Genomic DNA, 24,390 nt, shown 5'->3' with positions numbered 1-24,390 from the left:
CAGCCATAATTTCAACCAATCAAAAAACAATCGGCATCAACAAACTTGGCACACTATTGAGTTCTCAAACAACAGACCCCCCAAAACATAACCCCCACAAGCACACCACAAAAGCAGCACACCACAACAAAGGGCCATTGGAAAAGAAGAGTTATTTTTGGCCGCCCACCGAACCGTACACACCTTCCGGCTTTCCGTTTCGCACCCGGCGACTCAGAAAACAATACACGCCCCACCACACCAACGCAAATCCACCCAACAACACCACCCAAAACAGCAGACCGTCTTGGCGTGAGAGAGGAAGCGCCGGGGTTTAAACGCAGAAGAGGCCGGCAACCTTAGCGGTTGCCGGCCTCTTCAGGACTTCGTGATTACCAGGAAGACTTGGTGATGCCCGGGAGCTCACCACGGTGAGCCATGTCGCGGAAGCGAACACGGGAGATACCGAACTTCTGGAGCGTACCGCGGGGACGGCCGTCGATCTGGTCCCGGTTACGCAGACGGATCGGGGAGGCGTTGCGGGGCAGCTTCTGCAGGCCGAGGCGGGCAGCTTCGCGTGCTTCGTCAGTCGCGTTCGGGTCAACCAGGGTCTTCTTCAGTTCGAGACGCTTGGCAGCGTAACGCTCAACAATGACCTTGCGCTGCTCGTTGCGAGCAATCTTGGACTTCTTTGCCATGTGTTTAGCGCTCCTCTCGGAATTCGACGTGCTGGCGGATCTTGGGGTCGTACTTCTTCAAGACCAGGCGGTCAGGATCGTTACGACGGTTCTTGCGGGTTACGTAGGTGTAACCAGTGCCCGCAGTGGACTTCAGCTTGATGATCGGACGTACGTCCTTGTCCTTTGCCATTAGAGCTTTACTCCTCGTGCCAGGATGTCGGCGACGACCGCGTCAATTCCGCGTACGTCAATGGTCTTGATGCCACGTGCTGACAGGGTCAGCGTGACGTTGCGGCGCAGGGACGGAACCCAGTAGCGCTTCTTCTGAATGTTCGGATCGAACCGACGCTTGTTGCGACGGTGCGAGTGCGAAATGCTGTGCCCAAAGCCCGGCTCGGCTCCGGTCACTTGGCAGTGTGCTGCCATGACTCTCCTCCAAAGATTGAATGTAACGGCGTACAGATGTTCCTGCGTTGCCGTGCGACAGGCAGCGTCCGCATCCGATCCAAACCATTTTCGTTAGTTTCCGCACCTGGTGCGGCGAAGAAGGTTGGCCTCAGGACAGGCAGTGGAAAACCACTGGAACAGCTCCTGGGATACCGGGCGAATACAGGAATGCACGCAACTTGAGCCCCTAACTACCGGCCACCGGGAGGTCAGTAAAACTGCCACTCACCGCCAACCGGAGCAATTGCACACGATCCGCACTACCTAGCGCCTAACCATTCTACGGGCCAGTGCAAATTAAGACCAATCCGGAATCATAAGCCATAGCAAGGCCTTTCACAGCGGAACCAAAGGATGGGGGGCCAATGTTGTTTCATGACTTCGCTCCTCACACCACGTTCACGGGCTGAAAACCCTGAGGCCCCCGTGCCTGCCATGGCACCCAGTGCCGCCGCAGGCTTCCGGCAACAGGCCCGACGCCGGTGGGTGCGGGCTGACTTCATCACTTTCCTCGGGTGGCTCTCACCGGTTGCAGCTGTGAGCCTTTGGCTGGCCTATGGCGGCGCCTCCGGATTCGGATCCTTCGCCGCAGCCACAACGTCAATAGGTATCGTGGCGGGGCTGATCAGCATGGATCTGGTTCTCCTGATGCTCCTGCTCGCTGCGCGAATCCCTTTCATCGACAACACCCTGGGCCACGACCGAGCCATCGAGATCCATAAGTCCTTGGGCAAGCCGGCACTGTATCTGCTCTTAGCCCATGGTCTGTTCATCGCCATCGGATACGGCGCGGCAGAGGGATTGGACCCCATTTCGGAATCCGTATCGCTCTGGGTCAACGTCCCCGACATGTGGTTGGCGTACATCTCCGCGCTGCTGTTTGTCGCCGTCGTCGTCACGTCCCTGGTTGCCGTTCGACGCCGGTTCCCTTACGAATTCTGGTACGCCGTCCACCTGCTGACATATGCAGCCGTGGCGACCTCCATACCCCACCAGTTCAGCGTGGGCGGCCTCTTCGCCCAAGGTACTTGGCAGCGTTGGTACTGGTTGGCACTATGCATGGCCACTGGCTCCGCCCTCCTTTACAACCGTGTGCTGGAGCCACTCTTCGCCACTTTTCGGCACCAGGTGACGGTAAGCCGCGTGGTGCGCGTCTCCAAGGACGTTTTCAGTATCGAAATGACCGGCCTCCATCTGGACGAGCTATCGGGCTCGGGCGGCAGGTTCTTCTTCTGGAGGTTCCTCGCCCCGGGATTTTGGTGGCAGCCCCACCCCTTCAGCCTTTCTGCCGAACCGATTCCCGCCACCGCCACAATGCCCGGCAAGTTGCGGATCACCGTCCGCATCTTGGGCGAGGGAACCGCAAGGCTCGCACGGCTCAAGCCTGGCACCAAGGTGGCCATCGAAGGTCCGTACGGGATGTTCAGCACGGCGGCGCGATCCCGTAAACACGTGGTCATGATCGGCGCCGGCATTGGTATCACACCGCTGCGTGCACTGTTGGAGTCCACCCCCTTCGAACCTGGAGACGCTACGGTCCTCCTCCGGGGTCATGACGAGAACGAACTCTTCCTTGGGCAGGAAATCATGGCCATCGCCGAAGCGCGTGGCGTAACGCTCTATCACCTGACAGGTCCGCGTTCGCCTAAGAGTGGATCTTGGCTCCCACACTCAGCGCAGCAAGCAGGATTCACCCTTGCCTCCTACGCACCGCACATCGCCGAAGCTGACGTTTACGTCTGCGGACCTGCCGGCTGGGCCGGCAAAGTCATCGACGACGTCAAGGCGGCCGGGGTGCCCGCGGAACAACTCCATTACGAAAGGTTTGACTGGTGAGAACGAGAGCAGCAGTAGCCACAGCCCTTGCATCCGTTGGTATTTTGATTGCCGGCTGGCAATCCGGGGCCCACGTCTCCGAAACAGGTGCGGCAACCAGCACGAGCCTCAGCAGCACGGGATCGAGCGGCACCACCTCCGGTGGGAGCACCTCCGGGACTGAAACCGGCGGCACCACCTCCGGTGGAAGCAGCTCCAGCGGCACCACCTCCAGCGGCACGAGCACTGCGACGTCGGGAAGCTATGACGGCTCCTCGGTCCAGACACGCTACGGCACAGTCCAAGTGCAGGTCACCGTCCAAGGCGGGAAGATCACCGAGGTCAAGGCCCTGCAACTTACGGATGCCGAGAACAGGTCCGCCCAGATCAGCGCCTATGCCGCCCCTGTGCTCCGTTCGGAGGTCCTCCAGGCCCAGTCGGCCAACGTGCAGACGGTCGGCGGAGCCACCATCACCAGTGACGCCTACCTCACATCCCTCCAGGCAGCCCTCGATGCGGCCCACTTCTAACGCGCAACACCTCCGTGCCCGGATCTTCAGGAGCATGGGCACGGTGGTGAGTCTTACCGTAGCGAGACGGAGATACACGCAAGCCGCCGTGGATGAGCTCGAGTCGGCCACCGCCGTCGTCGAGGGCATTTTTACCGAACTGGACTTGAAGTTCAGTCTCTACCGCGAGGGCTCCGAAGCCAGTCGGGTGGCACGCGGTGAGCTGGCCTTATCGGAAGCCTCGGAGTCCATGAGGCGGCTCTACGATGAAGCGTCCGAGTGGCGGCTGGCAACCAATGGCGCATTCACGGCTGAGCGCCCTGATAGGGCCCTGGATCTGTCCGGAATTGTCAAAGCCCACGCTGCACAGGAGGCCGCTCTTTCCTTGGAAGCCATAGGCCTGCAGGACTGGTGTCTCAACGCTGGAGGCGACGTACTGGTTAGCGGCTCCCCACAGCCAGGCACCAATGAACCGTGGCTTGCCGGCGTCGTCGATCCCGGGGATAGGCAGTCGCTGCTGAGCGCTTTTCCCCTACGCGCCCTGCCGGCCCTGGCGACCTCGGGCTGCGCCGAACGCGGTGAACATATATGGACGGTAGGTAGTGGGAAGGCGGAATTCGTCCAGGTCACGGTCGCAGCAACAAATATTATGACGGCGGACGTCCTTGCCACCGCGATCGTGGCCGGAGGCACCCCGATGCTGGACCAGGCCGTGGCAAAGTGGGGCGTCGAAGTCCTGGCCGTACGCCGGGACGGCACCCTGCTGGCCACTCCCGGCTTCCGCGACGAAACCGGCCAAGCGGCTAGGAAGGCCGGATAAGCTCAGGATATTTAGGGTGCAGGCCATCTCCGGACGAAACGCCGCGAACCCTGCGAGATACCCACGGGACCGCAGATTCACGCAGCCACCGGGCGTTGGCCTTCAACGTTTCAACACGATTCATGAGCCGCAGGGGCGCGAGTTCGGGTACTTCAATGACGTGCTCATATTCGAGGACGTCCAACACGCGCTTGGCCATGTTGATGTGGCCGGCCGTGGACATGTGCATCCTGTCCTCGCCCCACATACGCCAATCGTCGTACTCGTCAAAGCGCCAGTAATCCACCAGCAGCGCGCCGTGGTCCTGGGCAATTTCCCGCACGAGCTCGTTGTAGATCGCAGTCCGGCCGCGCATGGCTCCGAAAACCTTCGAACTCTTGGCATCGAAACCGGTGAAGAGGACAACAGTGGCGCCGGCAGCGCTTAACTTGCCGATACCGGCGTCGTAATCCTCCAACAGCGAGTCGATGTCTACCTTGGGCCGCAGGATGTCGTTTGCACCTGCGTACATGGTGACAAGGGTGGGCCGCAGCGCGATAGCCGCATCTACCTGCTCCGCCATGATTTGCCGCAGCTTCCGTCCCCGGATTGCGAGGTTGGCATAGCCAAAGTCCTGGTTGCTTTGTGCCAACTGGCTGGCGACGACGTCCGCCCAACCGCGCACACCGTTGGGGCGAGTGGGGTCATCGTCCCCGACTCCCTCCGTGAACGAATCCCCCAAGGCGACATATCGGGCTGAAAAATCCATGCCGCCAGTCTGCCACTTCAGCACTCGGCGCCACAAAGCGCTGAACTGCTATGTGGATCAGGAGTCCCGGAGGATCCAATGATTGTTGTCCAAACGGGCCACAATCTTCTCGCCGATCCGGGCCAGGTCCGTGACGTCGTCGGGCGTCAGGGAGTCCAGCATCAGCGTCCGCACCGACTCCACATGATCCGGCGCCAGGGCCAAAATGGTGGACATGCCGGCGTCGGTCAGGTGCGCCACGGTGACCCGGGCATCGCGCGGGTCTGCCTGCCGGTCCACCCATCCGCGTTTTTGCAGCTTGGTGACCACATGAGAGAGGCGTGACAGTGATGCGCTGGTGCGGGCGGCCAACTCGCTCATGGGAAGGTATCGCCCCTCAGTTTCAGAGAGCATGGCAAGGACGTTGTAGTCGAAAAGTGATAATTTCCCCGCCGACTGAAGCTGGGTGTCCAATGCCGAAGGCAGCAGTGTATTGATGCTCAGAAGCGCCAGCCAAGCGCGGCGTTCATCGGCGTTCAGCCAGCGGGTTTGAGTCATACATCCATCTTAGGAGAATCAGCAGGTTACTTAGGTCTCCCCCTGCTGCCCACCGATAAGCTGACAGCATGTTCGTTGTCTCTTTGACCTACAAGGTCCCCGACGAGATTGTCGACTTCCACCGCCCGGGCCATATGGCGTGGCTTAAGGAAGCGTTCGACGCCGGTGTGTTCCTTGCGTCCGGACGTCGCGTACCAGCTATCGGCGGGGTGCTGCTCTCCAACGCGGACAAGGCCACCCTGGACGCATCACTGGCCGAGGACCCCTTCTACAGCAATGGCGTGGCAGACTTCGAGATCATCGAATTCAGGGCCACCAGCGTGGCCACCGGCTACGAAAACCTGCTGGACAGCTGACGCCCCGGCACACTGACGCCCCGGCCCAACCCCAGCAGGCTCACTCGCCACGCATTCTCACATCCACCAGCTTCTTCAGCCCACCCTTGCGTGGAACCTTCACCGGTTGGGGCCAGCGGGGCTGCAACGAGTCACCCAGGGTGACGCCTCGAAGTTTGCGCCCGAACAAGGGCACCACCCAATCATTGACCCAACGGCGCTGCCGGCGTTCCCATTCGCGCAATTTGAGGCGCTCGGGTGGATCCCATTCTTTCGGGAGGATTTTGTGCGGGACGTTGAGGTGATCCAAGACCTGTGCGGCCAGATACTTATGTCCGGCCTTGGACATGTGGAGCCGGTCCGGCGCCCACATACGTGGGTCCTTATAGGCTTCGAAGCACCAGTAATCCACCAGGACGGCACCGTATTTTGTTGCGAGGGCGCGGACCCTTTGGTTGTAGAGGGTGTTGCGTTTCTTGAATGGCTCCAGGATTGCAGAGACTTTGACGTCGAAACCGGTAAAGAGGACCACCGTGGCGCCCGTGGCGGCAAGCTTTTCCACGAGCATCTCGTAGTCGCTCAGCAGGGCATCCATGTCCGTACCGAAGTCCAGGATGTCGTTGCCGCCGGCGTAGAGGGTGATAAGGGTTGGTTCCATCGCCAGCGCGGGCTCAAGCTGTTCGTCGACGATATGGCGAAGCCTCTTGCTGCGGACAGCCAAATTGGCGTACTCCCAGCCCGGCTCAGCCTTGGCCAGCTTCTCGGCAACCCTGTCAGCCCACCCCCGAACCCCGTTGGGCAGGACATTGCTCGGGTCGCCGACGCCCTCGGTGAAGGAATCGCCAATGGCGACGAACCGCCGTCGCCCTTTCTCCCCAGCACCCACCCCGCTAAGTTATCCCCGGCTGGTGACTTCAGGGGAAAGGGAATGTTAACACAGCTATCAGAGACGCCCGCCCTGCAGCCCGCTTAGCCCTCTGCCTTGCCGCGCCGCCAGTACCCCATGAAGGCCACCTGCTTCCGGTCGATTCCCACATCCCGGACCAGATAACGCCGCATTTCCTTGATGACAAAAGCTTCACCGGCCAGCCATGCGTAAAAGGGAAGCGCGCCGGCAGGGAGGGTGGGGTTCTTGGTGGCTTCGATGGCTGCGGCATCCATTCTTTGGGGAGTGTCCCAGAGAATCTCCTGATCCACGTTCACGTCTTCGGGCTCCGGGCCGGCGGCTGCGCCTGTTCCTGTGAATCCCACCCAGCCGGGCAAGGGAACAGTGCTTGCGACCGCTTGCTTGAGGAGCTCGCCGTGGGGCCGCGACCTGCCTAGTGCGGCGCCGCGCGCCAGCCAGGTGATTTCGACGTCGGCGGCGGTGTTGATGTCGCGGAAGTCGCCGGCCTGGGGCACTTCGAGGAAGGCGTGGCCGGTCATCTGTTGGGGCAGGCTTTCGAGAATGGCGCTGATGGCTGGAACCGCAGTTTCGTCGCCGGCCAAGAGGACATGCTGGGCTAGCCCGGGACGCCATTCGATGCCGCCGTAGGCACCAGCGGTGGAGCACTGGGCTGCCCGGTTATTGGGCCCGATGATGGTCAGAGCGTCCCCTGGCTTCGCAGCAACAGCCCAGTTTGCTGCGGGACCGCCTTGACCGCCGTCGTCGAAGTGCATGACGAAGTCGATGTCGATTTCCGGGTACACAGCGTCGAGGCGCTCGGACCTGACCGTGTAGGTGCGCATGTGGCCGCGGGTAGCCGGGTCCATCGCCAGCCATTCCCGGTACCAGCTTGCCTCTCCCAACTTCAAAGCCGGCAGCGGGAGCGCACGGCCGGACGGGTCCACGGACGGAATCATCAACTTCACCCGCAGGTCCAGCATGTCACCGGCCACGCCGAAGTCGCGCAGGGAGTAGCCACCGAACGTGATCCGGCGGAAAGTGGGGCTGAGTTCCTGCACGGCCGTCACGGTGACGTCGAAGGCAAGAGTCATGGGTTCCACTGCCGCGTTCGACGTGGCCTTCGCCTTGGCTGGTTGCGTGCTCATGAAGCGGTCTCCAGTTCGTTCGTTGGCACATGGTCCGCGTAGTGGCGCCCGATGGGGATGATCAGCGGGGTACCTGAGATGGGGTCCGGAACCACGCGGGATTCCAGGCCGAAAACGTTGAGGACCAGTTCCTCGGTTATCACCACTGAAGCCGGACCTTCGGCCACGATGCGTCCCCCCTTCATGGCGATGACGTGGTGGGCGTAGCGCGCTGCGAGGTTGAGGTCGTGGAGCACGATCGCCACGGTGGTACCGCGGCTGCGATTGAGGTCGGTGATCAGGTCCAGGACCTCCACCTGGTGTGCCAGGTCAAGGTACGTGGTGGGCTCATCGAGCAAGAGGACGTCGGTTTCCTGTGCCAAGGCCATCGCAATCCACACTCGCTGGCGCTGCCCGCCGGAAAGCTCGTCGACGTTTCGATCCGCGAGCTCAAAAGTGCCAGTGGCTTCGAGAGCGCGTTGCACAGCATGATCGTGAAGGGAGGAGTCCCCCGCGCTCCAACTGCGGAAGAAGCCTTGGTGCGGAAACCGACCCCGGCCCACGAGGTCGCGGACGGTGATGCCATCAGGAGCCGTAGGGTGCTGCGGGAGGAGGCCCAACACACGGGCCAGTTGCTTGGCGGGACGGCCATGGATGTCATTCCCATCCAGTGTCACGGAACCGCTGGCCGGCTTGAGTAGCCGCGACAAGCCCCGCAAGAGCGTCGATTTGCCGCAAGCATTTGCTCCCACGATCATGGTCACTTTCCCTTCGGGGATCTCAGTGGAGAGTCCCTCCACCACCTTGCGGTGCTCGTATTTGAGCGTGAGGTCCTTGGCGTTGAGGCGGGCCATATCAGGCTTCCTTTCGGTTCGAGGTGACGAGCAGCCACAGGAGGAAGGGCGCACCGAGAGCGCCGGTGACGACGCCGACAGGCAGCACGGTCCCGTCGAGGATGACGGGGGCAATGTTGGCGGCGAAGAAGTCTGCCAGCAACACAATCAGCGCGCCCACAAGCGCCGACGCCGGGAGGCTGGGTTTACGCACGAGGCGCCGGGCAAGCGGTCCGGCGAGGAAGGCAACGAAAGCGACGGGACCCGCAGCTGCCGTTGCGACGGCGGCGAGGCCGGCGGCGGTCAGCACCAGTCCCAGCCTGGCCGCGTTCACCGTGATCCCAAGACCGGCGGCGGTATCGTCACCGAGTTCGAGAATGCGGAGCGGGCCGGCAAGCGCAATGACAGCGGGAACGAGGATCAGCAGGGACATCCCGAGGACGCCGGCTTTCTCCCAATCGGCCGGGTTCAATGATCCGTTCAACCAGATCAAGGCATCGGCTGCGACGCGGATGTCCGACCTGGTCATGAGGAAATTGATCACTGCTTGCAAAGCCGCGGCGACGCCGACGCCTGCGAGGATGAGCCGGTTACCCGCCGCGTTGCCACGGCTGCCGCCCGCACCCGGACCACTGCGGGAAATTACGTAGATGATAGTGGCGACCCCGAGCGCACCGCAGAGGGAGGCGGCGGAAACCACGGCTCCGGAAGCACCGAAGACCAGAATGGCCGTCACGGCACCTGCGCTGGCACCTGAGCTGATGCCAATGATGTCCGGGCTCGCCAAGGGGTTCCGCAGCATGGTCTGGAAGAGCCCGCCCGCCAAGCCGAAGGCGACGCCGACCATGGTTCCCGTGACAGCGCGGGGCAGTTTGTGTTCCATGACGATAAAGCTGGCGCCCGGAATCTTCTCGCCGCCCGTCAAGTGGTTGAGGACGATGGTGACGAAGTCCGGAATGGTCACCGTGTAGCTGCCCAAGAGCACGTACACCGAGAACATGATGAGAAGGGCCAGGCCCAGGAAAAACGTGGGGCTAGGGACCCGTCGAAGTGGCAACGGATGGGCATGTTTGTCCCGACCATTGCCGTTAAATGCCAGCTCGGCGCGGGCGCGGGGCTTGTAAAAGGTGCTCACAGTCCCGCTCCCTTTCCGCGGCGGATAAGCCAGATAAACACGGGGGCACCCAAGAGGGCCGTCACGATGCCCGCAGGAACCTCACCCGGAAGCAGGATCACGCGGCCGATGATGTCCGCCGTGATGAGCAGGATGGGCGCAGAAACCAGCGAGAACGGCAATATCCAGCGATAATCCGGCCCCGTGATGGAACGGACAGCGTGCGGGATGACCAATCCCAGGAATCCGATGGGCCCAGCCAGCGCAGTAGCGGATCCACAGAGCAATACGACACCCACGGCGGTGATGGCACGCGACAGGGCCACGTTGTGTCCGAGGCCCCGGGCCAAGTCGTCACCCAGCGCCAGGCCGTTGAGGACCCGGCCACTTGCCAGCACGATCGATGCCCCAACAACGAGGAACGGCAGCGCCGGTAGCAGGACTGACCAATCGCGGCCGCCGATGCTACCGACTTGCCAGAACCGGAAACGGTCAAAGATATCTTGGCTGGAGACCAAAATAACGTTCATCAGCGAGAACAGCCCGGCGCTGAGGGCCGCACCCGCCAGGGCGAGTTTGACCGGCGTCGCACCGTCACGTCCCCTGGACGCAATGGCATAAACCACGGCCGCCGCCGCGCCGGCACCGAGGAACGCGAACCAGATGTAACCACTCAGTGAGCTGACTCCGAACAGATAAATACTGACGACGACGGCGAGCGCTGCCCCGGCGTTCAGGCCCAGGATCCCTGGATCGGCCAGCGGATTCCGGGCCACACCTTGCATTGCGGCGCCGGCCAGCCCGAGGGCAGCGCCCGCCAGCACCCCCAGGGCCGTCCGTGGGATCCGGGCGATAACCACAGCGTGGTTCCCATCGTTTGGATCAAAGATGGTGAGGGCTTCCCACACCGTGGTGAGGGAAAGTTCGCGGGCACCTATCGCCAGGGATGCGGCACAGGCTGCAGCCAGCACGACGACGGCGAGCACCAGCCACGTGGTTCGCTTGCCTACCCCATCGGCTGGTCGCGGGCCGCCTATCCCCCTGGTCTGGAGCGCCGTCGTCGTACTTAATCTCATGGGCGTTACTTACCCGTCACGGCTGCTTTATCGGCGGCGGCGCCCAGCTGCGGAAGGAACGCGTCCAAGGCCCACGGGAGGCTCAACGGCGACGAGGCCGAGACGGACAATGTAAGGGTCTGGTCAGTGTCGGCAACCAGTGCACCCTTCTTGACCGCGGGGATCTGCCCGAGTAGCGGGTCGGCCTTGATGGCATCTGCGGTGGTGGAGTCCGGGACCCAGGTGACGAAGACGTCGGATGCGAGTTCGTTGGCCTTTTCCGCGGACCACGGGATGAAGAAATCCGTGGCGGTCTTGGTGTTTTGCGCCACCACGGGCGCGAGCTTCATGCCGATCTCCGTCAGGAAACGGGGCCGGTTGTCGATGGCGGTGTAGATGTTGGCGCCATCGCCCTTGGCGGGTTCGAGGTTTCCGTAGATGAAAGTCTTGTCCTTGATCTGTGGGTATTTGGACACTTTGTCCGTGATGGTCACTTCGGTGTCCTCCACCAACTTCTTGGCTTCGGCTTCCTTGCCCAGCGCCTTGCCGATGACAGTGGTGGTTTCCTGCCATGGGGTTCCATAGGCCAGTTCGGGGTAGGCAACCACCGGGGCGATGTCTGAGAGCTTCTTGTAATCGGCTTCCGTCAGGCCTGAGTAAGCGCCGAGGATAACGTCCGGGTTGAGCTTTGCGATCTCGGTGAAGTTGATGCCATCCACCTCGGAGAACTGAACCGGCGCCTTGTTGGTACCGAATCCGGCTCCCAGTTTCTCCAGCGCGGCGTCCTTCCAAGGCGTGGAGCCTTTGCTGTTGTTGCCCCACGTGTTCTTGGGAACCCCCACCGGAACTACGCCCAGTGCGAGCGCGACGTCATCGTTGACCCACGAAATAGTGACCACTCGCTGGGGCTGTGCCTTGATGGTGGTCTCACCAAAAGCGTGCTTGATGGTCACGGGGAAGGCAGACGCTTCCGCTTCGGTGCGCTGCGTTGCCGAAGCAGCCGGTCCGGTGGAACAGCCCGTGAGGGAAAGGGCGACGACGGCCAAAGCTGCCGTAGCGCTTGCGGCGGTCTTCAGCAGGGCACGGCGGGGAAGAGGGGAAGCCACGAGACTCCTTAGGTAAGTGACGGGAACCTAAGTAAGGCTAGCCTAACCGTTTGCTAATTACGAAACGTTTGCATCACGTAATTCGTCTCACTGGACAGTGGTAGTGAAAAGTTGGCAGGATAGCGGCAGCGGACTACCGCTTCCGCTATCACGACGAGGGGATGAGCATGCGCGCTGTTTCAGCTGCTGCGGCCATGGTTGGCGAGGTGGCCGCTATGGCCTGCTTGGCACAGCCCCACACGTCGGCATCGCACGGGCTTTCCACGATCTAGCCCTTCCAAGCAGCACCTTCCTTTCGATGACCGACGTTTCCGCCATCCCGTGCGCCCATCCCGCGCGCGCCGACGTCGACCATTTCCGAAAGAAGCTTTCGTCATGCAAAAAATTAGCGCCCAACAGATCCGCGCGTCCTTCATCAACGCGAGCCGCTCCGAGGCCGCCAAGCTCAACCTTCCCCACGACTTCGAAACTCTCGACTGGGACAACCTCGAGTTCCTCGGCTGGCGCGACGAGAAGATGCCCCAACGCGGCTACCTGGTGGTCGAGTACCGCGGAAAGCTGACCGGCATCTTGCTCAGGGCGCCCGAAGGCGGCTCTGGAAAGAAGCGCGTGGTCCTCTGCGAGCTCTGCCGCGACGTCTTCTCCAAGGACGACGTGTACCTTTGGGTGGCCAAGAAGGCCGGGCAATCAGGCAAGGACGGAAACACGGTGGGAACGCTGATCTGTGCTGAGTTCGGCTGCAGTACCAACGTGCGCAAGGAACCGCCGGTCAACGAGATCAACCCGGACCCGGCCGTCGTCGTGCTTCGGCAGATCGACGGACTCAAGGCCCGGACGGCCCAGTTCCTGGACCGCGTCCGCGGCGACTCCAAGCGTTAGCCCAGCAGGCGCACGCCGAATGCCACCTAGCGCAGGACAATGTCCACCGGGTTGGCTTCCGAGCGCCAGGCGCCTGGCTCCCCCTGACCGGCAATAACGGGGGCAGTCAGGACGCCTGAGCGGTTGGTCCTCTTGTCCCGCAGAATTTCAGTGACGGAACCGAGGTGCCGGGACAGGTCAATCACGTTTTCGGGAGCGGCCAACAGCAACTGGAACCCAAACTCGTGCAACGCCTTGATGCCCGCACCCGCGAACTCCTCCGAAGCCAGCACGAAAGCTTCGTCCATCATCACCGTGCCGTACGTGGTGAAACCCTGTTCGGCAATGCCCAACTGGTAGCTCAAAGCCGCTGCCATGATGAACGCGGTGAATCGTTGGCGCTCGCCGCCGGACATGGAGCCAGTGTCCGCGTGCATGAAGACTTCCGTCCTCTTCTTGCTCGACTTGCCCGGAACGTCGGCCTTGCCCGGGACGTCGCGGTGCTCCTTGCATTGAATGAACAGGTGCCCGCGGACATCCAACACCTCGGCCCGCCAACGACGGTCCTCCGGAGTTTGCGATCCCAGCCTTTTCACCAGGGATTCCAGGGACTTGTAGCGGGCCGTGAGTTCGGCGTCGTCGTCGCCGTGTGGCGCCGGACCAGTAGCGGCGGCGCGCGAAGGACGCGTGTGCTTTGCCTTCAAGGCGTTCTGGATCGCATCCTTGAATTGCTTGGCCGTGGCCGGAAGCGTCTGCTTGATATCCAGCTCAAGGTAACTTCCCTCGTGGAAGTTCACTTGGGACAGAATTCCGTTGAGCGGCAGGATGCGGCTGGTGATGCTGCGGCGCTCCTCGTCCAACAAATGCAAGAGCGTGCTGAACGATTCGTGCGTCCGCTGGTTGAAGAACAGCCGGAACTCGGCCTCCTGCGCCGGCAAACCATCGCTCACGATCGCGTGGTACCGGGATTCGAAGTCTCCGGCGGCGGCAATTGACGTTCCATGGTCAGCGCTGATCGCGCTGCCCCAGTCGCGCACAAAGGCCTCGAACATGCGCGTCAACCGTTCGGCTGTCGCCTGGCCGCGGGACTCGGCCGAGTGGAGCTCCTCGAGCAACTTGGTGCGGACGTTGTTGGCCAGGTTGTCGAGTTCATAGAGTTGCGTGAGGTCCGCCGCTCCGACGAAGTACGGTTCCAGTGCGGCCACCGTGGAGGCCGACGGCGGTGCTTGGTCAAGCTTTCGCCTCGCGGCATCGAGCAGGCCGTCAGCCGTGGTCATTTGGTGGTCCAGCGCTTTGTATTCGCTCTGGAGCACGGCAGCGGCACCTGTGGAGGACTGGTGCTTTTCACGCACGGACTCGATGGTGGCGCGCAATGGTTCCAAGTCCGCCTGGGCAGCGAGCGCGTCTGCCAGGCGTTGCTCGATCCGGGCCAGCTCTTCTGCTGCCACTGCGGCTGAAACCTGTTCCCACGGACGTTCGTCTTCGGCCACCCTGCGCAGGGCTTCCAGTTGCCGGGCCATGCCCTGATGGGAGTCTTCGCGGCTCTGCGCCAACTCTGCAGCCTTGGCCAACTCGTTTTCCAGCTCCCCCACCCGCGCAGCGACGAGTTCGAGCTTGGAGGCGTTGTCAAAGCCGAGGACGTAGTCCTGACGACTCGTGAACCGGTCGTCCTTTTCCACGGTGTGCCGGTTGCGTTTAACCACGCCACCAAGGCTCAAGCCTTTGTCCAGCGAAGCCAACTCATCCGGGTCCTCCACGCACGGATACGCAAAGTCGACGGCGATCCGCTCACGGACCCATTGCCCGGCGTCGGCGTTGGCCCCCGTGGTGAGAATGTTCAACTTAGTCAAGAGGTCGCCGTCGGACACCTCCTCCACGGCCAGCGCGCCACCGGCCAAAGGCTTGGACACATCGACGGCGCGCAAGGCGCCACGGATCGTGTTGCTGTTCAAGTACCTGGTGACGGCCGCGAAATGCTCGCCCGGAACCAGCAACGTGGTGGCGAGATTGCGCAAGGCACGCTCGGCGGCGGGCCGCCACTGATCCTGCCCCTCAGCCAGGTCGACCAGTTCGCCTCCGAACGGCATCCGTTCTTCCGGGACGCCGGTGGCGGCGGCGATGGCGGCCCGGTTTTCGATGCTCGACGGCGGCAACAGAGACTTGCGCGTCCGTAGCGACAGCAACTCCTGTTCAGCGGCCGCCAGTTCGCGCTTCTTGGTTGCATGGCCGTCGAACGCTTCGAAACGAAGCTCCTTCAAGGCCTCCGAGTCGCCCTTCAATGCCGCTGATCGATCTGCAGCCTGCTCGTGCGCCTGATCCCAGCCCTCGGCCGACCACTCAAGGTCCAAACCGGCGTCGGACAATGCTTTTTTGGCCGCCTCCTCCACCTGCTGGCGCAGCTTGAGTCCCACGCGGGCGTTCTCCAGCGACTGCTCAATCGCCGAGATAGCGTTGCCGCCACGGTTGTTGTAGTCCAGCTCCAACTCCCGGAGCTCCTTGGCCAGCCCCTCCCGGACCGCCCGCTCGCCGGCAAGCTCCTGCGCTTTGGTGTGCGTGAGCTCTTTGAATCGGGCCAACGTCTTCGCGTGAACCGTCACCGCCAACTGCTGCTTGTAGGCAACAAATTCTTCGCCCGCGAGCTCCCGGAGACGGTTTGCCTCCAGCAGCGCCTGGGCGTATTCCTTGTTCAGCCCTGGGACCGGAGCCAACTGGTCGCGCTGCTGCCGGACATCTTCCAACCGTTGGCGGATGGACATCAGGTTGCTGAATTCCTCCACGACGTCGTCCGCGGCGGCCAGCGTGGCCGGAGCATCCAACACCTGGTCACGGAAGAATGTATTGACGCTCCCACCCAAGCCTTTGCCTGCTTGGATGACACGAAGCAGTGGAAGCGCCTGATCCGAATTGATGCCAAGCAATCGGCGGAACCGTTCGGCAAACGCCTTGTGCACATCGAACACTTGGCCGTCCGGGAAAATGCCCTCCAACCCGCCCTTCGTAAACCGTTTCTGCGCGATCCCCTCAATGGCTTCAAGGTCCAACGGCTTGCTGTCAATCACGTAAAAACGTCCGACGCTCGACTCCGTGCCATTCTTGGGCAGGTCGAACAGGGCCGAGACCGTCACCTTCGTGCCGGCCGCGTTGTCGTACGTCAGTGCGACGGCGGACCACGTAGCTCCCGGGCGTTGGAAGGCACTGGCCGAGCCCTCACCAACAGCCTTATCACCAACTTTGCCGCGCATGTAGGTAAAGGTGGTCCGCTTGTCCTCCACAGCACCTCCGGACCGCTGTGCCGCGGCCTCATTGGAGCGCGGACGGGCATCGAAGACGCGCAGCATGGCATCGAACAGCGTAGATTTGCCGACCCCCGAGTTACCGGTTAGGAGGGTGCCGTTGCGATCCACATGCATGGTGTGCGCGCCGTGGAACGTGCCCCAGTTGACCACTTGGACGAGCGCAAGGCGCATCTGGCCGGGGTTGATCTGGTCACCCAGCGGAAGCATGGTTGCGATGGTCACTTGCCTGCCTCCTCATCCTCGGAGCGAACATCCCGATCAAGATCGAGCAAGGGTTCCGTTCCCGATTCATCCGCGGCAACCGCCACCAACGCCTCGATCTGGGCCGGGATGTCGCCAATGTTCTCGAACGGAAGGGCCAGGGGCAGGGCGTTGCTGATGGTGTAGGTATCTTCCAGGGCAGTGGGGAGGAGCAGTTGGCGCGCCAGCAGCTTGTTGATGGTGCGGGTCACGACGTCGGAGTCCCGCAACGCATCCTGCTGGCCGGAGGGGGTGTAGTTGGCCACCAAGTCAGAGATTTCCTCACGGGTGATGGTGGGATCCGTCTGGGCGGTGATGTGACGGTCCAGCAATAAACGCAGGCGCAGCAGCACGATGGTTTCCACGCGGCTCAGTGCCCGTTGCTGGCGGAGGATGCTTGAGCGCGAATTCGAGCCCACCACCTCGGGATCAACGGGGCGCAGCACCGCGATCTTCCGGTCATGGTCCAACTGGAGGGAAAGGAAGAGCTCAGAGAGCCTGCTCCGGAGGATCACTTGGTTATCAAGCAGCGTCGTCCACAATTTCTCTTCACGGCCGCCGTCGATGTATGGCCCTTTCAGGAGCTTCACCAACGCGTGCCGGACCTTCATGGGCAGGACACCCGTATCCCCGGGGAACAGTGCGGCGCCGTCAACGAACGTGTCCCGCGGCGTGACCTGGAAGGGATCCACCGCAACGGCCTCCACCGATTCATCGGCGGCATACTCTTCGGGGGCATCACCTTCGGCGACGTCATCTACGGTGACGTCATCTACGGTGACGTCATCCGCCTCGGTAACGTCCGTCGTCGTGATTTCCTCAGTCATCAGAATCCTCATTCAGTGTGACGACGGGCAAGTAAGCCGTACGTATGCTGCCGTCGATTTGTTCGAAGTCAAGGGGCTCCCAGGCGGACCGGTCAAAGGCGGCGCCGGTGTGAAGTGCCATGGAGAGCAGCGTGCGGACTGTGTTGATGTGCCGTTCTTCGGCCGGCAAATTCTCCCACGCTGCACCGAGCGTCGCCGCCCCGGCCATGGCGGCCCTCACAGCAGCTGGTTTGGCTTTACCGGTGCGCGCGGACCTGACACGGTCAGAATCGCTGAAGGCGATGGGATCGGCCAGGCGTGGCGGCGTCGCGAACTCGTCGGGATCGAACAGCTTGACCATGGCCAGGGACTCGAAACCCGCGTTGTACAGCACCGGCCCGGCCACCAAACCCGGCCGGTCACGCTCGTACGGCATGGACCGGATAGCCTGTTCGGCCTCGGCGAGGACCTTCCGTAGACTGACCGACTGCCGAACGTCATCGCTCTGTATATACGTGTTCAGGCTCTCCGAGAGCTTGCCGTAAATCCGCTGGATCTGGCTGTGTTGCTGCCGGAGTTCGGCCACGAGGTTCTTCAGGGTCTCCCGGTCTTCGTGCGAGAGGTCGTCGGCGAACTGCCTGCTCAGGACTTCACCGATCGCAGAGCGGAAACGCAGTTGCTGCTGCGGGTCCTCCAGGAAAGCCGTGAACGAGCGGAACGTTCGGCCCTCCGGACTTTGCCGCAGCCGCTTGTCTGCCTCGAGGACTTGGGCCATGGTGGCCCCTTTGCTCAAGGACTCGTCGATGATCTGGTTGCGGAGCTCGCCCACCAGTTCTTCGATGCGATCCCGCATCTTCTTGTAGTCCGCCGGAAGGCTGGCAGCAAGGTCAAGGATGTTGCCCGCGGCTTCAACAGCCTCGTCATCATCCAACAGGCCATCGAACTCACCGGAGCTGATGTCCTCCACCAACTGTTGGCGTTCCTGGATTTCCTCTTCGAGGGCTTCCAGGCGGGCGCTTTGGTCCGGGTTGGTTTCGTTAGCGAGCTTCTCCACGTCACCGAGGAGCGTGCCCAGGCGCGAACCGTTCAGCGTTGAGCGGTCGCTTGAAAGGCTGTCAAGGAACGCCAGCACCCGGGCGGCGGGTTCGGTAATTTCATACACGATCTGGCCGGACTGGTTGCGGCGGGTCAGGAAGTGTTTCCGGGTCCACTCATCACCGAAGAGTTTGCCGTTCTGTTGGCCTCCGAGCCCGGGTTCCTGCTTCCGGAGCTGCTCAAGGAAAGCGTCGACGTCGGCGTGGAACTCTTCCAGGGGAAGCTGGGGCCGCGTCCGGGTGAAGGAGGCTTGCAGCACCGCAATGACCCAGGGCGCGGAACGGGTCAGCGCCCACGCGGGACCCTTGGTCAGCTGCTCCAGATCACGAAGGCGGGCACTGATGGCGTCCGCGGAGGTCAGGGCTGAACGGGGCAAGTACTCTCCTTCAGCTGCTGCGAAACGTGGCAGGCAGTGGAAACTGCCCCGTACAAGGTTAACGCAGGGGGCCCACCCAGGCTGCCGCAACCATTCCGTAACCTACCCCTCGGTACGGTTTCAATCACGTATCAACCACTCAAGGGCACGCTTCGTGAGCTGCCAGCACGCGGTCCCCACCCATACAGTCGGTACATCGACGCAGTCACGCAGCGTCCACCACGTAATGCCGCTCCGGGGGGAACAATGAACTTCGATTTCACCGCGCTTGATTCAGCTACGTACGTTTTCATTGGAACACTGCTCATCGCCGCACTCTTGGTGGCCTTCGTTGCAGCAGCCGCATTCGCGGCGATCATTCTCATCGGCGCCATGAGCACTGCTTGGTACGTCGTCAAAGGGGTGCTCGTCACGCTGGTCCAGGGCATCAACTTTGGCTGGGATCGGTTGGTCCATCACGCCGGACAAGTTGAGATCCCGGGCGATTTCCAGACCCAGATTGCCCCTAGTACGGGTAGCTACTCGCGGGTAGCATTGAAGGACAGCTGAAGGGTTCCCACCCAAGGCGGACCCTGGCTCCATCCGGCACCACCGGCCAGAGGAGTGAGAACATGACGTCCGCCACAGACAGCAGCCAGACTGCCGCCAGCGTCAATGCCACCGCAGAAGAAGCACGCGCTGTAGCTGAAGCCGCCCGTGAACCCGAGTGGAACAGGCCCAGCTTCGCAAAGGGCCTCTACCTGGGCAGCTTCGACCTCAGCCTTATCCACCCGTGGCCACAGGCAAACCCGGCAGACGTCCAGCGAGGCGAAGCGTTTATGGCCAAGCTGCTGGCGTTCGCAAAAACCATGTCCGGCCGCACCATCGAACGCGACGCGAAGATCCCGGACGAGTACCTGGCCGGACTGGCTGAACTTGGCGTATTTGGCATGAAGATCCCCCGCGAATACGGCGGCTTGGGGTTGTCCTTGGTCTACTACGGCCGGGCACTGGCGCTTCTGGGCTCCGTCCATCCAAGCTTGGGTGCACTTATCTCCGCGCATCAATCCATCGGCGTGCCGGAGCCGGTCAAAGAGTTCGGCACTCCGGAGCAGAAGCAGCAGTACCTGCCACGTTGCGCCTCGGGTGCCATCACCGCCTTCCTCCTGACCGAGCCCGACGTCGGCAGTGACCCCGCCCGTATGGGCGCCACTGCCGTCCTTTCCGACGACGGCGGATCCTACCTTTTGGACGGCGTGAAGCTTTGGACCACCAACGGGGTGATCGCCGAGCTCGTGGTGGTCATGGCGAGGGTCCCTGCCCATAGCGATCCCGATGGCACCGAGCATAAGGGGGGCATCACGGCGTTCGTGGTGGACATGGACTCTCCCGGTATCACGGTGGAAAACCGCAACGCCTTCATGGGTCTGCGCGGGATCGAGAACGGCGTCACCCGCTTCCACCAGGTCAGGGTGCCTGCCGCCAACCGGCTGGGCCGTGAGGGGCAGGGCCTCAAAATCGCCCTCACCACACTCAACACCGGCCGTCTTTCCATCCCGGGACTCTGTGTCGCAGCCGGGAAATGGAGCCTCAAGATCGCGCGGGAGTGGTCGAATGCGAGGACCCAGTGGGGCAGGCCGATCGGCCATCACGAGGCAGTGGGCAAGAAGATCGCCTTCATAGCAGCCACCACCTTCGCGTTGGAGGCGGTGTTCGAATTGTCGGCGGAAATGGCGGACGCCGGCGTCAAGGACATCCGGATCGAAGCTGCCTTAGCCAAACTCTGGTCCACCGAACTCAGCTGCCGCATCGCCGACGAACTCGTGCAGATCCGTGGTGGTCGGGGCTTTGAAACCGCTGACTCCCTCCAGGCGCGGGGCGAAAGAGCCGTGCCAGCCGAGCAACTGCTCAGGGACCTCCGGATCAACCGGATTTTTGAGGGCTCCAGCGAAATCATGAAACTCCTCATCGCCCGCGAAGCGGTGGACGCCCACCTTGCGGCTGCCGGCGACCTGGCCTCGGCCGATGCAAGCCTCCAGGACAAGGCGAGGGCCGCCGTCGGAGCCTCTGGTTTTTATGCGAAGTGGTTGCCGAAACTTGTGGCAGGGGCGGGGATGGACCCGCGTTCTTACGCCGAATTCGGCCGGCTCGGGAAGCAATTGCGGTTCGTGGAGCGGTCGTCCCGCCGGCTTGCACGGCAAACGTTCTACGGTATGGGGCGCTGGCAAGCCAAGCTCGAATACAAACAGGCATTCCTTGGCAGGATCGTGGATATTGGAGCCGAGCTTTTTGCCATGGCCGCCTGCTGTTCACGGGCGGAGATGCTGCTCCGCACCCATCCCGAACAAGGCGCGGCCGCCTTCGAGTTGGCCGAAGCGTTCTGTGAACAGGCCCGCGTGCGAGTGGACGAATACTTCGACCAACTGTGGCGCAATACCGACGACGGCGACCACGACCTGTCGCGCAAAGTCCTCAACGGCGACTACGCATGGCTGGAGGCTGGGGTCCTGGACCCCTCTGAAGGTACCGGACCGTGGATTGCGGACGCTGTCGCCGGGGCTTCCACCAAGGAGAACCTGCACCGCAAGTACCGCTAGATCGGAAGTACCGCTAGATCGAGGCGACTTCACCGGCCACGTAATACCAGCGCTTACCTTCCCTGACGAACCTGCTGGACTCACGTTGCACGCCACGTTCGCCCCCGGATCGATAGTGCGCAGCAAACTCCACCACGCCCTCACTGTCCAACGGACCGCCCTTGGAAACCGCGAGGATGTCCAGCCTGCGCCACTGCACGTCCGGGTCCAACTCCAAGGAACGCGGGCGGGTGGAGGAATGCCACGTACGCAAGAGGTAGTCCGCATCAAGGACCGCAAAGGCTGAATATCTGGAGCGCATCAGTTGCTCTGCCGTTGGGGCATCAGCCTCGCCGCGATGGAAACGGGCACAGCAATCGGCGTACTGGTCGCCGGACAGGCAGGGGCATGCGCCGCCGCGAAGCAGGGCATGTTCGGGAGCAACGTCACGGGGCATAAAAGCTCGCAATCCGGGGCTGTAAATGAGAGCTGGGCAACATATTTTCCCATGCCAGATAACAGCTTTGAAACAACCCTGCTGTAGCGCCCGGCGGCGCGTGATTCCGTCGGTACTGGACCTTAGGCTAGGTATGCAAGATAGGTGGGCAAGGCGCGCATCACAAAACGACAGCCAGGGGAGGCTACGTGGATGATCCGACAACACTCGCCATCAATCTGACCTACTTCGGGACTTTGGGGCTTGCCGTCCTCATGTTCCTAGGACTCGTGTTCGTGGTCATCATCACGTTGGTTGTCGCCGGAATCGGGCGGCTGCTCGCCGTCGCGCTGATGGCGTTAATCGGAATCTTCCCCAAGAAGGCCAACACACCCATCGTCCATTTGCCGCCCCTTCCGGAACGCAGGCCCGGGGAGGCGACTGCCGACGTCGTCGAGCCCGCAGCGCCCGTGACGGCAACCCCGGCGTCGGGCGGTGCTGCCGCTGCCGCTACAGCGCCCAAGCGTGACCTTTGGGGTGCTGCTCGACGACGACTGGTCGGCGCATCGGCCCCGGCCAAAGACACCCCTGCCCTCGCCAAAGACTGGGCGGACGCAGTTGCCGAAGCCAAGGAAAGGGAAGCCGCCCGGGCCAAGGCCGGTCAACCGCCCGCGATCAAGGTAGCTGTTCGCGAGATCGAGGACCCCACTCCGCCGTCGACCAGCGGGAAAACCCCTACCCCCGCGGCTCCGGATGTCCCGCCGTCGCTACCCGGGAACGGTGGGCCAAAAGCTGGCGCCACACCGCGGAAAGGGAAGTCGTCCAGCGCGATCCGGAAAGGCTCGCTGAGCGGCGCCAGCCGTAACTCGTAGCGCTAGGCTGCCAACTGCCGGAAAGCAGCGCCGTGGTAGATCAATGGTTTCGAGTTGAGGTTGACCGTGCTGGCCTTGACTTCCAACACCACGATCGAATGGTCCCCGGCCACGGTTTCGGAAACAATTTCGCACTCGAACCCCAGTACTGCCCCGTCGATCAGGACCGCCCCCGAGTCACTCACACTGGTATCCAGGCCTGCGAACCGATCGCCCGTTTTCGAAGCCAGTTGCAAGCAAGCCGCTTCCTGGCCCTCGGCCAGGACCGAGACCCCGAGTCGTTGGGCAAGACGCAGCTTGGGCCAGGTTGTGGAGGAGTTCTGGACGGCGAACATGACCAGAGGCGGGTCCAGGGACACCCCCACGGTGAAGGACGAGGCCACTAAGCCCTCGGGTGTGAAGTCAACCATGGCGCTGAATGCGGCAACTCCTGATGGGAACTGTGCGAAGGCAGCCTTGATGGCCGCTGTTTCCTCAACCGTTGTCTGTCTCATTCCGCGGTGCCTTTCGTCCGATACGTGCGTTCCCATCCCATGATTCACGGGGCAGGGAAGACCACAACGTTTGTTGATTCGAAAGACATTTGTGTTTCGCCATGTCAAGAAATGGTGCGAACCGGTACGCGTTCCATTACTTCGAAAGACGAAAAACGAAGAAGTTCTACCACGTGCATTTATGCCCCGAGCGCCCATGTGTAGCCTCGAGTAATCCACCAGCACAGTCCCTCCACAGGAAGCCTCCATGAGCCTCAACGAGCTACGTACGCTGGGACGCACTGGCGCCCTGATCAGTCCCCTCACCCTGGGCACCCTGAATTTCGGTAGTGGTGCCGCGCCCACTGGTCCCGCCGAGAGTGTCCGGATCATCTCGGCCGCACTGGACGCCGGGATCACCAGTATCGACACCGCGGACATCTATTCACAGGGCGAGGCTGAAACAGTGGTTGGCCAAGCCATTCATGGCCGGCGCGATGATGTCTTCCTCGCTACGAAGTTCCACGGACAAATGGGTTCAAACCCAGCGCATGGAGGCAACTCGCGACGCTGGATAGTCCGGGCCGTGGAGGACAGCCTGCGACGGTTGAAGACGGACAGGATCGACCTCTATCTGGCCCACCGCCCCGACTACACCACCGATCTGCTGGAAACCATCACTGCCCTCAACGACCTCATTCGCCAAGGCAAAATCCTGTACTACGGAACGTCTGTGTTCAGCCCCGCGCAGCTGGTCGAAGCCCAGTGGATCGCGAACACCAACCACCTGATTCCTCCCGCCGTGGACCAAGTTCCGTACTCACTCCTGGTCCGCGCCAACGAACGCGACGTCTTCCCCATCACGCAGCAATACGGCGTCGGGGTTTTGAGCTACGGGCCGCTCGACGGCGGCTGGCTGGCCGGTGCGTATCGGGTTGGGTCCGGGCAGCCGGACAGCTCGCGCTTCTCCGCAGTTCCCGGACGCTTCGACGTGCAAGCACCTTTCAACCAAGGCAAGCTGCACGCGGCCGATGCCCTGGCACAACTTGCTGCCCGCCACGGGTTGACGCTCATCCAACTCGCGGTCGGCTTTGCCTTGAACCATCCCGCCGTCACGAGCGTGGTGATCGGGCCACGCACCGAGGAGCACCTCACCGATTACCTGAAAGCCGCAGATGTGGTGCTCAGCGAGTCGATTCTCGATGAAATCGACGAGATCGTGGTCCCCGCGGTCAATTTCCTCGAACGTGATGCCGGCACGGTTGCACCGCACCTCGAGTACCCGGAATTACGACGCCGGTAGTCCTCTTCCGTTGCGAGGCCCGGTTTACCCCCTACTCGCCCCTCGTAGCCTGCAAAGCAGACCCCGCAAACAGGTATTGACGGTGTTCTGTT

At 62.3% G+C, this 24,390-nt stretch carries 26 protein-coding genes; 10 read left to right on the top strand and 16 right to left on the bottom strand.

Annotated elements, in window-relative coordinates; all coding sequences use genetic code 11:
- Window positions 1-317, top strand: a 317-nt coding sequence (locus tag SB659_RS11875; RefSeq protein WP_410550547.1) for a hypothetical protein, incomplete at its 5' end; no start/stop codon positions are given.
- 54 nt (window positions 318-371) lie between these two features.
- Here SB659_RS11875 and rpsN read toward each other — a convergent pair.
- The 3 genes from rpsN to rpmB are packed head-to-tail and all read right to left on the bottom strand — an operon-like array spanning window position 372 to window position 1,085.
- The gene (gene rpsN / locus SB659_RS11870) at window positions 372-677 is read right to left on the bottom strand and encodes a 30S ribosomal protein S14 (protein WP_011776360.1); all 306 of its coding nucleotides are present in this window, start codon (window positions 675-677) and stop codon (window positions 372-374) included.
- Between the two features lie 4 nt (window positions 678-681).
- Complete coding sequence (gene rpmG, locus SB659_RS11865; RefSeq protein ID WP_003798558.1) at window positions 682-849, bottom strand: 50S ribosomal protein L33; 168 nt, start codon at window positions 847-849, stop codon at window positions 682-684.
- Window positions 849-1,085 (bottom strand): 50S ribosomal protein L28, encoded by a 237-nt coding sequence (gene rpmB, locus SB659_RS11860; RefSeq protein WP_144662315.1) that lies wholly within the window; start codon window positions 1,083-1,085, stop codon window positions 849-851. The genes rpmG and rpmB overlap by 1 nt, the downstream gene beginning before the upstream one ends.
- A 396-nt stretch (window positions 1,086-1,481) precedes the next feature.
- Between rpmB and SB659_RS11855 the strand changes: the two genes are divergently transcribed.
- The 3 genes from SB659_RS11855 to SB659_RS11845 are packed head-to-tail and all read left to right on the top strand — an operon-like array spanning window position 1,482 to window position 4,250.
- A complete protein-coding gene (locus tag SB659_RS11855) occupies window positions 1,482-2,942 on the top strand; it encodes a ferric reductase-like transmembrane domain-containing protein (RefSeq protein ID WP_410550546.1) in 1,461 nt (486 codons plus the stop codon).
- Complete coding sequence (locus SB659_RS11850) at window positions 2,939-3,451, top strand: FMN-binding protein (protein WP_410550545.1); 513 nt, start codon at window positions 2,939-2,941, stop codon at window positions 3,449-3,451. The genes SB659_RS11855 and SB659_RS11850 overlap by 4 nt, the downstream gene beginning before the upstream one ends.
- A complete protein-coding gene (locus tag SB659_RS11845) occupies window positions 3,435-4,250 on the top strand; it encodes an FAD:protein FMN transferase (RefSeq protein ID WP_410550544.1) in 816 nt (271 codons plus the stop codon). Before SB659_RS11850 ends, SB659_RS11845 begins: the two co-directional genes overlap by 17 nt.
- On the opposite strand, the gene SB659_RS11840 is transcribed toward SB659_RS11845, so the two are convergent.
- Both SB659_RS11840 and SB659_RS11835 read right to left on the bottom strand, forming a co-directional pair.
- Entirely contained in the window at window positions 4,234-4,998 is a 765-nt protein-coding gene (locus SB659_RS11840; RefSeq protein WP_410550543.1) for an SGNH/GDSL hydrolase family protein, read from the bottom strand. The genes SB659_RS11845 and SB659_RS11840 overlap by 17 nt on opposite strands.
- A gap of 57 nt (window positions 4,999-5,055) precedes the next feature.
- The gene (locus SB659_RS11835; protein WP_410550542.1) at window positions 5,056-5,535 is read right to left on the bottom strand and encodes a MarR family winged helix-turn-helix transcriptional regulator; all 480 of its coding nucleotides are present in this window, start codon (window positions 5,533-5,535) and stop codon (window positions 5,056-5,058) included.
- Between the two features lie 68 nt (window positions 5,536-5,603).
- Here SB659_RS11835 and SB659_RS11830 point away from each other — a divergent pair, with 68 nt between their 5' ends.
- Window positions 5,604-5,891 carry a YciI family protein gene (locus SB659_RS11830; RefSeq protein WP_410550541.1) on the top strand — a complete coding sequence of 96 codons (288 nt, stop codon included), beginning with the start codon at window positions 5,604-5,606 and terminating at the stop codon, window positions 5,889-5,891.
- 40 nt (window positions 5,892-5,931) lie between these two features.
- Here the strand turns inward: SB659_RS11830 and SB659_RS11825 are convergent, their stop codons facing one another.
- From SB659_RS11825 to SB659_RS11800, 6 genes are all read right to left on the bottom strand, one after another.
- Window positions 5,932-6,756 carry an SGNH/GDSL hydrolase family protein gene (locus SB659_RS11825; protein WP_284978860.1) on the bottom strand — a complete coding sequence of 275 codons (825 nt, stop codon included), beginning with the start codon at window positions 6,754-6,756 and terminating at the stop codon, window positions 5,932-5,934.
- A gap of 83 nt (window positions 6,757-6,839) precedes the next feature.
- Window positions 6,840-7,901 carry a siderophore-interacting protein gene (locus SB659_RS11820; RefSeq protein WP_284978859.1) on the bottom strand — a complete coding sequence of 354 codons (1,062 nt, stop codon included), beginning with the start codon at window positions 7,899-7,901 and terminating at the stop codon, window positions 6,840-6,842.
- Entirely contained in the window at window positions 7,898-8,734 is an 837-nt protein-coding gene (locus tag SB659_RS11815; protein WP_410550540.1) for an ABC transporter ATP-binding protein, read from the bottom strand. Before SB659_RS11815 ends, SB659_RS11820 begins: the two co-directional genes overlap by 4 nt.
- Before the next feature lies 1 nt (window position 8,735).
- Window positions 8,736-9,713, bottom strand: coding sequence for a FecCD family ABC transporter permease (locus tag SB659_RS11810; RefSeq protein ID WP_410550553.1), 978 nt, complete (start codon window positions 9,711-9,713; stop codon window positions 8,736-8,738).
- Between the two features lie 131 nt (window positions 9,714-9,844).
- The gene (locus SB659_RS11805) at window positions 9,845-10,903 is read right to left on the bottom strand and encodes a FecCD family ABC transporter permease (RefSeq protein WP_410550539.1); all 1,059 of its coding nucleotides are present in this window, start codon (window positions 10,901-10,903) and stop codon (window positions 9,845-9,847) included.
- 5 nt (window positions 10,904-10,908) lie between these two features.
- Entirely contained in the window at window positions 10,909-11,988 is a 1,080-nt protein-coding gene (locus SB659_RS11800) for an iron-siderophore ABC transporter substrate-binding protein (RefSeq protein WP_410550538.1), read from the bottom strand.
- 375 nt (window positions 11,989-12,363) lie between these two features.
- On the opposite strand from SB659_RS11800, the gene SB659_RS11795 reads away from it, so the two are divergent.
- The gene (locus tag SB659_RS11795; protein ID WP_284975053.1) at window positions 12,364-12,867 is read left to right on the top strand and encodes an FBP domain-containing protein; all 504 of its coding nucleotides are present in this window, start codon (window positions 12,364-12,366) and stop codon (window positions 12,865-12,867) included.
- Window positions 12,868-12,893: 26 nt separating this feature from the next.
- On the opposite strand, the gene SB659_RS11790 is transcribed toward SB659_RS11795, so the two are convergent.
- From SB659_RS11790 to SB659_RS11780, 3 genes are read right to left on the bottom strand one after another with little or no spacing between them, the layout of a single operon-like run.
- Window positions 12,894-16,364 carry an ATP-binding protein gene (locus SB659_RS11790; RefSeq protein ID WP_410550536.1) on the bottom strand — a complete coding sequence of 1,157 codons (3,471 nt, stop codon included), beginning with the start codon at window positions 16,362-16,364 and terminating at the stop codon, window positions 12,894-12,896.
- Complete coding sequence (locus tag SB659_RS11785) at window positions 16,361-17,209, bottom strand: DUF4194 domain-containing protein (protein ID WP_284978854.1); 849 nt, start codon at window positions 17,207-17,209, stop codon at window positions 16,361-16,363. Before SB659_RS11785 ends, SB659_RS11790 begins: the two co-directional genes overlap by 4 nt.
- Entirely contained in the window at window positions 17,202-18,659 is a 1,458-nt protein-coding gene (locus tag SB659_RS11780) for a DUF3375 family protein (RefSeq protein ID WP_284978853.1), read from the bottom strand. Before SB659_RS11780 ends, SB659_RS11785 begins: the two co-directional genes overlap by 8 nt.
- A 246-nt stretch (window positions 18,660-18,905) precedes the next feature.
- Between SB659_RS11780 and SB659_RS11775 the strand changes: the two genes are divergently transcribed.
- Window positions 18,906-19,208 (top strand): hypothetical protein, encoded by a 303-nt coding sequence (locus SB659_RS11775; protein ID WP_410550535.1) that lies wholly within the window; start codon window positions 18,906-18,908, stop codon window positions 19,206-19,208.
- 62 nt (window positions 19,209-19,270) lie between these two features.
- Entirely contained in the window at window positions 19,271-21,235 is a 1,965-nt protein-coding gene (locus tag SB659_RS11770; protein ID WP_410550534.1) for an acyl-CoA dehydrogenase family protein, read from the top strand.
- 13 nt (window positions 21,236-21,248) lie between these two features.
- Here the strand turns inward: SB659_RS11770 and SB659_RS11765 are convergent, their stop codons facing one another.
- A complete protein-coding gene (locus SB659_RS11765) occupies window positions 21,249-21,671 on the bottom strand; it encodes a YchJ family protein (RefSeq protein WP_410550533.1) in 423 nt (140 codons plus the stop codon).
- Window positions 21,672-21,859: 188 nt separating this feature from the next.
- On the opposite strand from SB659_RS11765, the gene SB659_RS11760 reads away from it, so the two are divergent.
- The gene (locus tag SB659_RS11760) at window positions 21,860-22,522 is read left to right on the top strand and encodes a hypothetical protein (RefSeq protein ID WP_410550532.1); all 663 of its coding nucleotides are present in this window, start codon (window positions 21,860-21,862) and stop codon (window positions 22,520-22,522) included.
- 2 nt (window positions 22,523-22,524) lie between these two features.
- On the opposite strand, the gene SB659_RS11755 is transcribed toward SB659_RS11760, so the two are convergent.
- On the bottom strand, window positions 22,525-23,016 hold the full coding sequence (locus SB659_RS11755) for a flavin reductase family protein (RefSeq protein ID WP_284978848.1): 492 nt from the start codon (window positions 23,014-23,016) through the stop codon (window positions 22,525-22,527).
- Window positions 23,017-23,263: 247 nt separating this feature from the next.
- On the opposite strand from SB659_RS11755, the gene SB659_RS11750 reads away from it, so the two are divergent.
- Window positions 23,264-24,298 (top strand): aldo/keto reductase, encoded by a 1,035-nt coding sequence (locus SB659_RS11750; protein ID WP_410550531.1) that lies wholly within the window; start codon window positions 23,264-23,266, stop codon window positions 24,296-24,298.
- The last annotated feature ends 92 nt before the right edge of the window (window positions 24,299-24,390 follow it).

This window comes from Arthrobacter sp. SIMBA_036 (assembly GCF_046535135.1).
Classification (GTDB): Bacteria; Actinomycetota; Actinomycetes; order Actinomycetales; family Micrococcaceae; genus Arthrobacter.
The sequence above is the reverse complement of the archived record's forward strand: the minus strand, read 5'-3'. Positions and strand labels throughout refer to the sequence as shown.